The sequence below is a fragment of the Streptomyces sp. GSL17-111 genome (assembly GCF_037911585.1).
In the GTDB taxonomy this organism is placed as follows: domain Bacteria; phylum Actinomycetota; class Actinomycetes; order Streptomycetales; family Streptomycetaceae; genus Streptomyces.
This window is the reverse complement of sequence record NZ_JBAJNS010000001.1, coordinates 242,489-254,619: the sequence shown is the minus strand read 5'-3', so window position 1 is coordinate 254,619 and position 12,131 is coordinate 242,489. Positions and strand designations below refer to the sequence as shown.

Sequence of the window (12,131 nt, the reverse complement as noted above, 5' to 3'; positions counted from 1 at the left end):
CGCGGTGGCCGCCAGGGCCGCCCGGGGACGCAGGGAGTGCAGATGACGCAGGGTCGGCCGGGGGCGAACGAGGCGGAGGCGTCGGTGACCTTGACGCTCACACGGTCCGTGACGGAGCGGATCGGGGCGTCACTGGCCGCCGTCGACGCCGAACTGGACCGGCGCTACCCCGGTGATCCGGGCACGCGGCAGCCCGTGCACACCGTGTACGTGCCCGGCGACGTCTTCGCGGCCGACACCGCGCGCTCCTGGGGCGATCAGGCCCTCGGGCTGCTCGACGCCCACGCCCCCGACGCGGGCACGCTCGCCGCCGTCCTCGGACTCGACGACGAGCTCGCCGCGGGCGTCCACGAGCGGGTGCGGGCCAAGCTCCGCCGTGAGCCCGTGGAGGACCTGCGCATCGACTTCGAGGACGGCTACGGCAACCGGCCGGACCCCGAGGAGGACGCGCACGCGGCCCGCGCCGCCCGCCTCGTCGCCGCCGCGTTCGCCGACGGCGCACCCTCCCGCGTACCGCCGTTCCTCGGTATCCGCCTCAAGTGCATGGAGTCCGCCGTACGCGACCGGGGCATCCGCACCCTCGACATCTTCCTCACCGGCCTCATGGAGGCCGGCGGCCTGCCCCGGGGCCTCGTCCTCACCCTGCCGAAGGTGACGTACGCGGAGCAGGTGACGGCCATGGTCCGGCTCTGCGAGGAGTTCGAGCAGGCACGCGGCCTGACGCCCGGCCGGATCGGCTTCGAGATCCAGATCGAGACCAGCCAGTCGATCCTGGGCGCCGACGGCCGCGCCACGGTCGCCCGCATGATCGAGGCGGCCGAGGGCCGGGCCACCGGGCTCCACTACGGCACGTTCGACTACAGCGCGTGCTGCGGCGTGAGCGCGGGCCACCAGTCGCTGGACCACCCGGTCGCGGACCACGCGAAGGCCGTCATGCAGGTGGCCGCGGCGGGCACCGGCGTCCGGCTCTCCGACGGCTCGACCAACGTGCTGCCCGTCGGCCCGACGGCCCGGGTGCACGCCGCCTGGAAGCTGCACCACGACCTCGTCAGGCGCTCCCTCGCCCGCGCCTACTACCAGGGCTGGGACATGCACCCCGGCCACCTGCCGACCCGGTACGCCGCCGTCTACGCCTTCTACCGCGAGGGCTACGAGGCCGCCGCCGCCCGGCTCGCGGCCTACGCGGCCGACGCGGGGGGCGACGTCATGGACGAGCCCGCCACCGCCAAGGCACTCGCCGGGTACCTGTTGCGCGGCCTGGACTGCGGCGCCCTGGACGACACCGAGGTGGGCGGGGCCACCGGGCTGTCCCGCGCCGAAGTGGAGGGCTTCGCGGCGCCGCGCCGGAGCGCCCTGACCGTCTCCGCCCCCTGACGCCGCCCCCTGACCTCACCGGCCTCCCCGCGTCGCGCGGCCCCGCCGTCCGAGCGGCGGCGGGCTGTACAACGCGGGGAAGGGCGGGCCACCATACCCGCCATGGCCCACGACCTCGTCCGGCCGCGTCCCGGCGGTCCCCGCACCGTCGCCGTGCGGCCCGGCGCCGACGGCGTACCGCACCCCCGTGTGTCCGGTCCGCCCCGCGTGTCCCGTGTGCCGCGCCCGGCCCGGCGACGCCTCCTCCCCCCTCCCGGTCCGCCCGGAGGCGTTTCCCGCACGGGGCGGGCAGGGCACGGAACAGGGGGCGACGAAGAGGGGGACACGTGATCGTCTGGCTGAACGGCGCCATGGGCGCCGGCAAGGGTGCGGTGGCGGGGGAGCTGGTGGAACTGCTGCCCGGAAGCACGGTCTTCGACCCGTCTCTCGTCGGCTCCCAGTTGCGCGACCTGCTGCCGAGGGAACGGGCCGCAGAGGTGGCCGACTGCCGCGACCTGGCGGCCTGGCGGCGTCTGCTGGTGGAGACGGCGGCGGTGCTGCTGAGCGAGGTGCCGGGGCCGCTGGTGACGCCCATGACGTTGCTGCGCCAGGAGCACCGGGACGAGATCTTCGGTGCGCTCGCCTCCCGACGCGTGCCCGTGCGCCATTTCCTCCTCGACGCGGAGGAAACGATCCTCCGCGCACGCCTCGCGGCCCGCTCGGCGCCGGGTACCGGCCCAGGGGACGACGAGCGCGCCCGGGGGGAGCTCGCCGCCTACCGGGCCGCCCGCGCGTGGCTGGCCACCGACGCCCACACCGTGGACACCACCGAGCTCACCCCCCGCCGGACGGCCGAGCGGATCGCCAAAGCCGTGCACGACGGGGCCGGCGCGTGCGACATCGTGCAGACCCCGGAGCCGACGGCGGAGACCGTGGCGGCCGGCGTCCTGCTCTTCGACGATCAGGACCGGGTGCTGCTCGTCGACCCCACCTACAAACCCGGCTGGGAGTTCCCCGGCGGCGTCGTCGAAGCGGGTGAGCCGCCCGCCCGGGCCGGTGTCCGGGAGGTCGCCGAGGAGCTGGGGCTGCGGCTGGCGGAGGAGCCCCGGTTGCTCGTCGTGGACTGGGAGCCGCCGGCTCCGCCCGCCTACGGCGGTCTGCGGCTCCTCTTCGACGGCGGACGGCTCACCCCGGACGTCGTGGACGGCCTCCTGCTGCCCGGCGCGGAGCTGCGCGGCTGGCGCTTCGTCGGCGAGGAGGAGGCCGCCGGGCTGCTGCCGCCGGTGCGCCTGGCACGGCTGCGCTGGGCGCTGCGGGCCCGGGAGTGGGGACGCCCGCTCAACCTGGAGGCGGGCGTCCCGGTCGGGTCCGGGCCGGTCGGCTGAGCCACTCAGCCGCGGTCGGCGTACCGCTGCAGGAACAGGGCCTCGACGACCGACATGCGGTGCAGTTCGTCGGGCGAGACGCTCTCGTTGACGGCGTGGATCTGCGCGGCGGGCTCACTGAGGCCGGTCAGCAGGATCTCGGCCTCGGGGTAGAGAGCGGCCAGGGTGTTGCACAGCGGGATGGAGCCGCCCATCCCCGCCACCGCCATCCGCGCCCCGTCGTACGCCTCCGCCATCGCCTCGGCCATCGCGGTGTAGGCGGGGCTGGCGGTGTCGGCGCGGAAGGGCTGGCCCTGGCCGACCTCCTCCACGCTCACCCGCGCGCCCCAGGGGGCGCGGCTCCTCAGGTGCGCGCCCAGCAGCCGGCCCGCGTCGGCGGCGTCCGTGCCTGGCGGGACGCGCAGGCTGACCAGGGCGCGGGCGGTGGACTGCACGGAGGGGGTGGCTCCGACGACGGGCGGGCAGTCGATGCCCAGCACCGTGACGGCCGGACGGGCCCACAGGCGGTCGGCGACGGTGCCCGAGCCGATCAGCTCGACCCCCTCCAGCACCTTGGCGTCCCGGCGGAAGTCCTCCTCGGGGTAGGGCAGTCCCTCCCACACGCCCTGTGCCGCGAGCCCGTCCACGGTGGTCGAGCCGTCCTCCGCCCGCAGCGAGTCCAGCAGCCGGATCAGCGCCGCCAGGGCGTCCGGTGCGGCGCCGCCGAACTGGCCGGAGTGCAGGTTCCCTTCGAGGGTGTCCACCTGAACGCGCAGCAGGGTCATGCCGCGCAGCACACTGGTCACCGTCGGCAGACCCGTGCGGAAGTTGCCCGCGTCACCGATGACGATCGTGTCGGCCGCCAGCAGCTCCGGATGGGCCTCCGCGTAGCGCTCCAACCCGCCGGTGCCCTGCTCCTCCGAGCCTTCCACGATCATCTTGACGGTCACGGGCACGCCGCCGTGCGCCCGCAGGGCCCGCAGGGCGAGCAGGTGCAGGATGAACCCGCCCTTGCAGTCCGCCGTGCCACGCCCGTACCAGCGCCCGTCCCGTTCGGTCAGCTCGAACGGCGGCGAGTCCCAGCCCGCGAGTTCCAGGGGCGGCTGGACGTCGTAGTGGGCGTAGAGCAGCACGGTGGGCGCTCCGGCGGGGCCGGGGAGCAGCCCGTACACCGACCGCGTGCCGTCGGGCGTCTCCAGCTCGGCGACGTCCGTGAAGCCCTCGGCGCGCAGGGCGTCGGCGATCCAGCGCGCCGCGCCCTCGCACTCCTCGACGGGGAACTGCGCGGGATCGGCGACCGACTGGAAGCGCACCAGCGCGGCCAGCTCCTCGCGGGCCTGCGGCATCAGTGCCGCCACCGTCGCGGCGACGGCGTCCGGTGCCGGGGGAGTGGGCGTGCCGTGCGTGGGGTCGGCGGAGAGTGCCGGGTGGTGCGCCATGCGGAAACGTCCTCCTGGATGCCGGGGGCAGGACACCGGAGAGCGGGATCGCCGCACGTCCGGCGGTGTGTTGATCCTCCCACAGCGGTTCTCGCGGGCACCGGGCCGTAGGATGCCGCAGGGGCCAGGCCCTTCCTGGCCGGTCGGTCGAGCGGGAGCAGAGCAGATCGTGAGCAGCGAGAACACCCCCAGTACAGCCGACGCCGCCGGGGACGCGGGGGAGGAGTCGGCCGCCGTCTGGGACGTGGTCGTGGTCGGTGCCGGACCGGCGGGCGCCTCCGCCGCGCACGCGGCGGCCGTGGCCGGGCGGCGCGTACTGCTACTGGAGAAGGCCCGGCTGCCGCGCTACAAGACCTGCGGCGGCGGCATCATCGGCCCCTCCCGGGACGCGTTGCCGCCCGGGTTCGAACTGCCGCTCCAGGACCGCGTGCACGCCGTGACGTTCTCGTTGGACGGCCGTTTCAGCCGCACCCGCCGCTCGCGGCGGATGCTCTTCGGTCTGGTGAACCGGCCGGAGTTCGACCAGGCACTGGTCGAGGCGGCGCAGAAGGCGGGCGCGGAGCTGCGCACGGGCGTGACCGTCTCCCGCGTCGAGCAGCACGGTCCTGCGGTCCCCGACCGCCGCACGGTCGCCGTCGTCCTCTCCGGCGGCGAGACGGTGCTCGCGCGGGCCGTCGTGGGCGCGGACGGCAGCGCCAGCCGGATAGGGGCGCACGTCGGAGTCAAGATGGACCAGGTCGATCTGGGGCTGGAGGCGGAGATCCCCGTCCCCGACACCGTGGCGGAGGACTGGGCGGGGCGCGTCCTCATCGACTGGGGGCCGCTTCCGGGCTCGTACGGCTGGGTCTTCCCCAAGGGCGACACCCTGACCGTCGGCGTCATCTCGGCCCGTGGCGAGGGGGCGGCGACCAAGCGCTACCTGGAGGACTTCACGGCCCGGCTCGGACTGGCGGGATTCGAACCGAGCGTCTCCTCGGGGCACCTGACCCGCTGCCGTGCCGATGACTCCCCGCTGACGCGCGGCCGCGTGCTGGTGTGCGGTGACGCCGCCGGGCTGCTGGAGCCGTGGACGCGCGAGGGCATCTCGTACGCCCTGCGTTCGGGGCGGCTGGCGGGGGAGTGGGCGGTCCGCATCGCCGGTGCGGGCGACGCCGTGGACGCCCGGCGCCAGGCGCTCAACTACGCGTTCGCCATCAAGTCGGGCCTGGGCGTGGAGATGGGCGTCGGGCGGCGCATGCACCAGGTCTTCTCCCGCCGTCCCGGTCTGCTGCACGCGACCCTCACCGGCTTCCGGCCCGCCTGGAACGCGTTCGCCGCAATCACCCGGGGCTCCACCACGCTCGCCGAGCTCATCCGCACCCGTCCGCTGGCGCGCCGGGCGCTGACCGCGCTGGACAACCGCTCGCTCGACGGCGCTTCCTGACGGGCCCGGCGGGTCGGCCCCGTGGGGCGGCGGGGGAGCCCGGTCGAGCTCCCCTCAGCGCTCCTGCGCGGCCCGCTTGCGGCGGACGTAGAGCTGCTTGCGCACCTCGGCGACGACGCTGCCGTCCGCCGCGGTGACGGTGCAGGCGAACCAGGGCAGTGCCTTGGAGCCGTCGGCCGTGGCCGCGGTGATCTCCTCCAGGCGGTCCGGCGTCAGCTTGAAGTCGGCGAAGACGTCGCCGCGCCCCGGGGAGACGAAGTCGATCTCGCCCGCCCGGTCCCACACGATGTAGTCCCGGCCGAGGGACGAGACGACGAGCAGGGCCCAGAACGGGTCCGTCATGGAGAACAACGAGCCGCCGAAGTGCGTGCCGAAGTAGTTGCGGTTGAAGCGGCCGAGTCGCAGCCGTACCCGGGCACTGCTCCAGTCGTCGGCGATGTGCAGCACCCGGACGCCCGCGAAGAGGAAGGGCGGCCACAGGTTCATTCCGCGGCGCAGCGTGGCCGCACTGATTCGACGTGCCATGCGGCCAGGCTAGCAGTGATATTACCGGTGAGTAACTCGTCGGTGTCCGGAGCGGGCGCCGCACCCGGCGGGCGGCTCGCGTCGCTCAGACGGCCGACAGCTCCCGCCACCGGGCGGCCAGGCCCGGATCGCCCTCCACCGCGGCCGTCGTCAGCTCCACCCGGTTCCACAGGGCCACGTACAGCAAGGACGCCGGGCCGCTCACCGCGCAGTCCGCCCTGCCGTGCACGCCCTCGGTGACCTCCGGTGCGGCGGAGGTGATCCGCACCGTCCACGTCCGGCCGGTGCCCGGGCCCTGGGTGCGGACCCTCAGCACGCACGGCTTCTCGGCGCGCAGCCGGCTGCGTTCGCGCGTGAGGAATCCGGTGAGCAGCTCGTCGATGCCGTCGGCGGCCAAGGCGGCGTCCACCTCCGGTCGTTCGACGCCGGCGGCGAGCTCGGCGTCGACGCGGTGGATCGCGGTCTCGTGCGCCTGGCGGCGGGCCCAGAACGCCAGCGGCGTCGGGGAGCCGGTCAGGAACGTCCAGCACTGCACATCCTCCGGGGCGCCGGAGAGGGTCTCCAGCAGGCGTGCGTGCCCCTCGCGGTACCAGCGCGCGAGCGTGGCGTCGGGGACGTCGTCCGACGAGCGCCGCACCGGGGAGGCCCGGCGCTCGGCGACGGTGTCGGCCGCCCATCGGTGGACGTGTCCCTGGTGGACGACGAGGTCGCGCACCCGCCAGCCGGGGCACGTGGGTACCGTGGCGTCCCATCCCGCCTGTTCGGCGGCGGAGATGAGCGCTTCACCCTCCCGGGTGAGGGCGTGAAGGTGATCCGTGGTCCGCATGACGCGGATTGTGCCACCGCCGCCGACGGGGTCTCATTTGTTTATTGTGAGCACAAAGCCAGAATGGATGCCGTGACCCACCACCGAACCCGTTCCGACCGGGGACGCAGCGCGCTGGGACCGGCGCTCCAGCTCGTCCACACCGGCCGCGCGCCCACCCGTGCCGTGCTCACGGCGGAGCTGGGCGTCACGAGGGCGACGGCGGGCGCCGTCGCCGCCGAACTCCAGGCCCTCGGCCTCATCACCGTGGACTCCCGCCCCACCGGCTCCTCCGACGGTTCGCAGGGACGGCCCTCGCACCGCCTCGGGGTCGAGCCGGACGGGCCCGTCGTCCTCGCCGCCCAGGTGCACGCCGACGGCTTCCGCGCCGCCCTCGTCGGGCTGGGCGGAACCGTCGTGGCCACCGCCCCCGGCTGCGGGGACGTCGGCGCCGACCCCGGCCAGGTCCTGCGCGAGGTCGTCGACGCCGGCGCCGAGCTGCTGCGCCACACCGGCCGGCGCTGCGTGGGGGCCGGGCTCGCCGTGCCGTCGGCCGTCGCCGAACCTGAGGGCACCGCGCTCAATCCGCTGCACGTGGCCTGGCCGCCGGGGGCGCCGGTCCGCGAGGTCTTCAGCCGGTGCCTGGCCGACGCGGGCGTCACCGGCCCCGCCCCGGGCAGCGTGGCCGTCGGGTACGCGGCCAACGACGTCAACCTCGGAGCGCTCGCCGAGCACCGCCACGGCGCGGGGCGCGGGGCGCGGCACCTGCTGTGCGTGGCCACCGGCCACCGCGGCGTCGGCGGCGCCCTCGTGCTGGGCGGACGGCTGCACACCGGCAGCTCCGGGCTCGCCCTGGAGGTCGGCCACCTGACGGTGGATCCGCAGGGCCGCCCGTGCCACTGCGGCAGCCGCGGCTGCCTCGACGTCGAGACCGACCCGCTGGCCTTCCTGGAGGCCGCCGGGCGCGACGCCGGACCGGAGGTCTCTCTGCTCGACCAGGCCCGCGACCTGCTCCGCACGGCCTACCCCGGCGACTTCGCGGTCCGCGCGGCGGCCCACCGGCTGATCGACCGTCTCGGGCAGGGTCTCGCCTCGCTCGTGAACATCCTCAACCCCGACCGCATCATCCTGGGCGGGCTCCACCGCGAGCTGCTGCGGGCCGACGAGGAGCGGCTGCGCGCCGTCGTCGCGGACCGAAGCCTGTGGGGCCGCAGCGGAGAGGTGCCCGTCCTGGCCTGCACCCTCGACCACAACTCCCTCGTCGGAGCGGCGGAGATGGCGTGGCAGCCCGTCCTGGACGATCCGCTGCTCCTCACCGAGGGCTGACCCGACCCGTCCGGCCGATCGCCGTCCCGTGCCGCCGACCCGCAGGGCGGCACGGGACGCGGGTCAGTGCCGCAGGAAGTCGGCGAGCACGCGGTTGAACTCCCCGGGGCGTTCCACCATCGGCAGATGCGAGGCGTCCTCGATGACGGCCAGCCGCGATCCGGCGATGTGCGCGTGGAGGAACTCGGCGTCGGACACCGGCGTATAGGTGTCCTCCCGGCCGACGACCACGAGCGTGGGCACGCCGATCCGGCTCAGGACCGGCGTGTAGTCGGGTCGTTCGGCCCGCCCGCGCAGCGCGGCCGCCGCCCCCTCGGGGGGCGCGGCGAGCATCATCGCGCGCACCCGCCGGGAGGCCTCCCGGTACTGCGGCGCCACCATCCTGTCGACCGCCTCGGCCGTGTAGCCGCCCATGCCCTCCCGGAGGAGGCGCTCGGCCAGTTCACGGCGGCCGACCCTGCCGTCCTCGGTCTCCGCGTACGGCGCCGTGTCGCACAGCACGAGCCCCGCGAAACGTTCGGGGAACAGCCGGAAGAGCTCCAGGGCGATCTGGCCGCCCATGGACACCCCGGCGACCGTGGCCCGTTCCACCCCCAGGTGGTCCAGCAGCCGCGCCAGGTCCGTCGCGAAGTCCGCCAGCGGCGTCGTGCCGGGGACGACCTCACTGAGGCCGTAGCCGCGCAGGTCGGGCACGATGACGCGGTGCCCGGCCGTGGCGAACGCCTCCGTCTGGGCGGCCCACAGCGTGCGGTCGAAGGGATGGCCGTGGACGAGGAGCAGGGGTGCACCGGTGCCCTCGTCCAGATAGGCGGTGCGTATGCCGCCCAGCAACGCTTCGTTGGTCATGCCGTGATGCTAAGGCCCCGTCAGGCGCACACCGGGGCGCTCGGACGGCAGTCGCCCGCCGGAACGGGCGCCGCCGTCTCAGCCGGGCACGGGGCTGGCGTGACCGGGCTCCCGCACGGCCCCGGCGGGCGGCGCGGCGGTGGGGCGCGCGACCCCCGCGGGCCCGGCTCCCGGCCCCGTGCGCCGTTCGCCGGGCGGCGGCGCGGGAAGCGTGAACCAGACGACCTTCCCCTCGCCGCCGCGCTGGGCGCGCATGCCCCAGCTCTCACTCATGGCCGCCACCAGGGCCAGCCCGCGTCCGCTGGTGGCCGTCGTCCCGGGGGAGCGCACCTCGGGCAGCCGGGGGTCGTGGTCCCGCACCGAGATCGTCAGCCGGTCCCACAGCAGCACGATCTCCACGGTGCAGTGCTTGTCCGCGCCGGTATGCCGGTGCACGTTGGCCAGCAGCTCGGTGACGCCGAGCGCGGCGGTGTCGGTCAGCTGGGGCAGGTGCCAGTAGCGGAGCTGGGCGGAGACGATGCGGCGTACCTGGCCGATGCGCGAGGGCAGGGCCTGGAACTCGACCGCACAGTGCCTGCTGGGGGCGGGGTGACTGATCACGGCTGCGACTCCCTGGGGCCGGGGCGACGTACGGGGGCGACATGCGTGGCTGGGTCTCACCGGAACCCGGGCGACGGCCGCTGAAGGTTCCCGTGACTTACCAGCGTGATTCAGCTCACATGGTTGCGCAAATCGGGTGGTGTTCAAGGGTGCACGATGCGTCGATCAGCAGCGATCTTCGCCGCGCGTTCCCGGGCGTCACCGAGCGCGGCCGTCAACCGCGAGCGGTCGCGGAGCGCGAGGCCGAGCGTGTACCGCGTCCCGCCCAGCACGACCACCGTCCGGCGCCGGGCGGTGCGCCACGCCCTCCACCACGGCCGGGGCAGACGGACCTTCTCCACCGGGGCGCTGTCGATCTCGCGTCCGTAACTGGTGAGCAGCGCCATCCGTCCGCCGCGCACCAGGACCTGACCCGCACGCGTCAGGGTGCGCGGCGGACGACGCACCGGGACACCGTCGAGGTCGAAATCGGGAACCGCCATCGCGCACCGCCTCACCCGTCCGGCCACCGGAGGGTGACCGTCTCCTGCACGCAGTGTGCCCGGCGGTGCGGCGGTACGCCAGAGGCCGCATATCATCGCGGCGTGAACAGCCAGAACGTGTCCCGCACCGCCCGTCCCGCTCCCGCCGGGCAGCCCGCCGAGACACTGGACGTGGACCGCAGCGACACCGCCTACCGGGCCTGGCTGAAGGACGCCGTCCGCACCGTGCAGGCCGACGCCAACCGCAGCGCCGACACCCACCTGCTGCGCTTCCCCCTTCCGGAGGCCTGGGGCATCGACCTGTACCTGAAGGACGAGTCGACGCACCCCACCGGCAGCCTCAAGCACCGGCTCGCCCGGTCGCTCTTCCTCTACGGGCTGTGCAACGGCTGGATCCGCCCCGGCAAGCCGGTGATCGAGGCCTCCAGCGGCTCCACCGCCGTCTCCGAGGCGTACTTCGCCTCCCTGATCGGGGTGCCCTTCATCGCCGTCATGCCGCGGAGCACCAGCCGGGAGAAGACCCGGCTCATCGAGTTCCAGGGGGGCCGCTGCCACCTCGTGGACGATCCGCAGACCGTCTACGAGGTCTCGACCCGGCTCGCGTCGGAGACCGGCGGTCACTACATGGACCAGTTCACCTACGCCGAACGTGCGACGGACTGGCGCGGCAACAACAACATCGCCGAGTCGATCTACCACCAGTTGCGACTCGAACGCCACCCGGAGCCCGCGTGGATCGTCGCCGCCGCCGGCACGGGCGGGACGTCGGCGACCCTCGGCCGGTACGTGCGCTACATGCAGTACGACACCCGCATCTGCGTGCCGGACCCGGAGAACTCCTGCTTCTTCGACGGCTGGGTCGCCGAGGACCCGCAGACCGTGAGCGCGTGCGGCTCGCGCATCGAGGGCATCGGCCGCCCCCGGATGGAGCCGAGCTTCGTGCCGGGCGCCATCGACCGGATGATGAAGGTGCCGGACGCGGCCAGCGTCGCGGCCGTGCGCCTGCTGGAGGAGGTGGTGGGGCGCCGGGCGGGCGGCTCGACGGGGACGGGGCTGTGGAGCGCGCTGCGGATCGTCGCCGAGATGGTCGCCGCCGGCCGTCGGGGCTCGGTGGTCACCCTGATCTGTGACCCGGGCGACCGCTACCTCGACAAGTACTACTCCGACACCTGGCTCGCCGAACAGGGACTGGACATCGGCCCGTACACCGCCACGCTCACCGCTTTCCTCGACACGGGCGTCTGGCCCCGGACCGACGTCTGATCCACCAGGGCCCTCAGCCCCGTCCGGCCGGCCGCGTGTCGAGCCGGCGCATCGACCGCCGGAACATGCCGCCGAGCCACGGGCGGGCCAGCGGCGCGAGAGCGCGCAGCACCGGCGCGACGTCCAGGGCGAGCGTCCGGACCACGCGCGTGCCCCCGGTCGGGCCCGGCGTCAGCCGCCAGTCGGCGACCAGGGCCCGCACACCCGGCACCCGTACCTCGTCGGCCCGGTAGGCGTAGTGCTCCCCGGGACGCGCGGCGAGGACCGTCCCGCTGACCACCAGGCCACCGCCGTGCCGTGCCCGCTCGACCGCCGAAGCCCCGGACGCGCGGGGCCCGTTCGCCGTGGGCCGGAGCCCCGGCCGTCCTCCGGCGGTGCCCTCGGCCAGCGCCCGGTACACCTCTGACGGCGTGGCCGCCACCCGCGTCCGGCACGTCAGCCGCAGGGGTGCGAGGTGGACGAACTCCACCGGTACGTCGACGAGATGACGTCTCATCACCGGAGCGTACGGCGGCCGGGGCGACCTGTCAGCAGCCAGGACGACGCGCCGGTCGGAGCCCGTGAGATGACGGCCGCACTCCCACTCCGCCAGATTGTGCAACGACACTGCCGCGCCGTAAGGCCCCGCATACCGAGAAAAGAGCCCAACGAAGTGGAGCCAGCAGAGCACCGCGTCCCGCTCGACGTCCCCTCCTCCCCCTTCCT

Annotated in this window: 12 protein-coding genes; 5 read left to right on the top strand and 7 right to left on the bottom strand. The window is 74.7% G+C overall.

The annotated features are described in order from the left end of the window. The first annotated feature begins 42 nt into the window (after window positions 1-42). Both V6D49_RS01175 and V6D49_RS01170 read left to right on the top strand, forming a co-directional pair. Entirely contained in the window at window positions 43-1,374 is a 1,332-nt protein-coding gene (locus V6D49_RS01175; RefSeq protein WP_340556284.1) for a DUF6986 family protein, read from the top strand. Window positions 1,375-1,700: 326 nt separating this feature from the next. After that, window positions 1,701-2,738, top strand: a complete 1,038-nt coding sequence (locus tag V6D49_RS01170) for an NUDIX hydrolase (protein ID WP_340556282.1) — start codon at window positions 1,701-1,703, stop codon at window positions 2,736-2,738. A gap of 5 nt (window positions 2,739-2,743) precedes the next feature. Here the strand turns inward: V6D49_RS01170 and V6D49_RS01165 are convergent, their stop codons facing one another. Then, entirely contained in the window at window positions 2,744-4,063 is a 1,320-nt protein-coding gene (locus V6D49_RS01165; RefSeq protein WP_445330610.1) for a dipeptidase, read from the bottom strand. A gap of 262 nt (window positions 4,064-4,325) precedes the next feature. On the opposite strand from V6D49_RS01165, the gene V6D49_RS01160 reads away from it, so the two are divergent. After that, a complete protein-coding gene (locus tag V6D49_RS01160) occupies window positions 4,326-5,579 on the top strand; it encodes a geranylgeranyl reductase family protein (RefSeq protein WP_340556279.1) in 1,254 nt (417 codons plus the stop codon). 54 nt (window positions 5,580-5,633) lie between these two features. On the opposite strand, the gene V6D49_RS01155 is transcribed toward V6D49_RS01160, so the two are convergent. Both V6D49_RS01155 and V6D49_RS01150 read right to left on the bottom strand, forming a co-directional pair. Continuing rightward, on the bottom strand, window positions 5,634-6,104 hold the full coding sequence (locus V6D49_RS01155; protein ID WP_340556277.1) for a DUF4442 domain-containing protein: 471 nt from the start codon (window positions 6,102-6,104) through the stop codon (window positions 5,634-5,636). An 85-nt stretch (window positions 6,105-6,189) separates the two neighbouring features. After that, the gene (locus tag V6D49_RS01150) at window positions 6,190-6,930 is read right to left on the bottom strand and encodes a maleylpyruvate isomerase family mycothiol-dependent enzyme (protein ID WP_340556275.1); all 741 of its coding nucleotides are present in this window, start codon (window positions 6,928-6,930) and stop codon (window positions 6,190-6,192) included. Between the two features lie 72 nt (window positions 6,931-7,002). Here V6D49_RS01150 and V6D49_RS01145 point away from each other — a divergent pair, with 72 nt between their 5' ends. Beyond that, the gene (locus tag V6D49_RS01145; RefSeq protein WP_340556274.1) at window positions 7,003-8,235 is read left to right on the top strand and encodes an ROK family protein; all 1,233 of its coding nucleotides are present in this window, start codon (window positions 7,003-7,005) and stop codon (window positions 8,233-8,235) included. Window positions 8,236-8,298: 63 nt separating this feature from the next. Here V6D49_RS01145 and V6D49_RS01140 read toward each other — a convergent pair whose 3' ends face one another. The 3 genes from V6D49_RS01140 to V6D49_RS01130 all read right to left on the bottom strand — a co-directional run bounded on the left by V6D49_RS01140 (window position 8,299) and on the right by V6D49_RS01130 (window position 10,163). Continuing rightward, window positions 8,299-9,081 (bottom strand): alpha/beta fold hydrolase, encoded by a 783-nt coding sequence (locus V6D49_RS01140; protein WP_340556272.1) that lies wholly within the window; start codon window positions 9,079-9,081, stop codon window positions 8,299-8,301. A gap of 78 nt (window positions 9,082-9,159) precedes the next feature. Further along, a complete protein-coding gene (locus V6D49_RS01135) occupies window positions 9,160-9,681 on the bottom strand; it encodes an ATP-binding protein (protein ID WP_340556271.1) in 522 nt (173 codons plus the stop codon). Between the two features lie 143 nt (window positions 9,682-9,824). After that, window positions 9,825-10,163 (bottom strand): hypothetical protein, encoded by a 339-nt coding sequence (locus V6D49_RS01130; RefSeq protein WP_340556269.1) that lies wholly within the window; start codon window positions 10,161-10,163, stop codon window positions 9,825-9,827. A 102-nt stretch (window positions 10,164-10,265) separates the two neighbouring features. Between V6D49_RS01130 and V6D49_RS01125 the strand changes: the two genes are divergently transcribed. Next, window positions 10,266-11,426, top strand: coding sequence for a PLP-dependent cysteine synthase family protein (locus tag V6D49_RS01125; protein WP_340556268.1), 1,161 nt, complete (start codon window positions 10,266-10,268; stop codon window positions 11,424-11,426). A 13-nt stretch (window positions 11,427-11,439) separates the two neighbouring features. Here the strand turns inward: V6D49_RS01125 and V6D49_RS01120 are convergent, their stop codons facing one another. After that, entirely contained in the window at window positions 11,440-11,922 is a 483-nt protein-coding gene (locus tag V6D49_RS01120) for an SRPBCC family protein (RefSeq protein WP_340556266.1), read from the bottom strand. Window positions 11,923-12,131: the final 209 nt, after the last annotated feature.

Coding starts and splice junctions, on each gene's coding strand:
- V6D49_RS01165 (WP_445330610.1), bottom strand. CDS start 4,063: ATGCCGCAGGCCCGCGAGGAGCTGGCCGCGCTGGTGCGCTTCCAGTCG.
- V6D49_RS01175 (WP_340556284.1), top strand. CDS start 43: ATGACGCAGGGTCGGCCGGGGGCGAACGAGGCGGAGGCGTCGGTGACC.
- V6D49_RS01155 (WP_340556277.1), bottom strand. CDS start 6,104: ATGGCACGTCGAATCAGTGCGGCCACGCTGCGCCGCGGAATGAACCTG.
- V6D49_RS01140 (WP_340556272.1), bottom strand. CDS start 9,081: ATGACCAACGAAGCGTTGCTGGGCGGCATACGCACCGCCTATCTGGAC.
- V6D49_RS01120 (WP_340556266.1), bottom strand. CDS start 11,922: ATGAGACGTCATCTCGTCGACGTACCGGTGGAGTTCGTCCACCTCGCA.
- V6D49_RS01150 (WP_340556275.1), bottom strand. CDS start 6,930: ATGCGGACCACGGATCACCTTCACGCCCTCACCCGGGAGGGTGAAGCG.
- V6D49_RS01130 (WP_340556269.1), bottom strand. CDS start 10,163: ATGGCGGTTCCCGATTTCGACCTCGACGGTGTCCCGGTGCGTCGTCCG.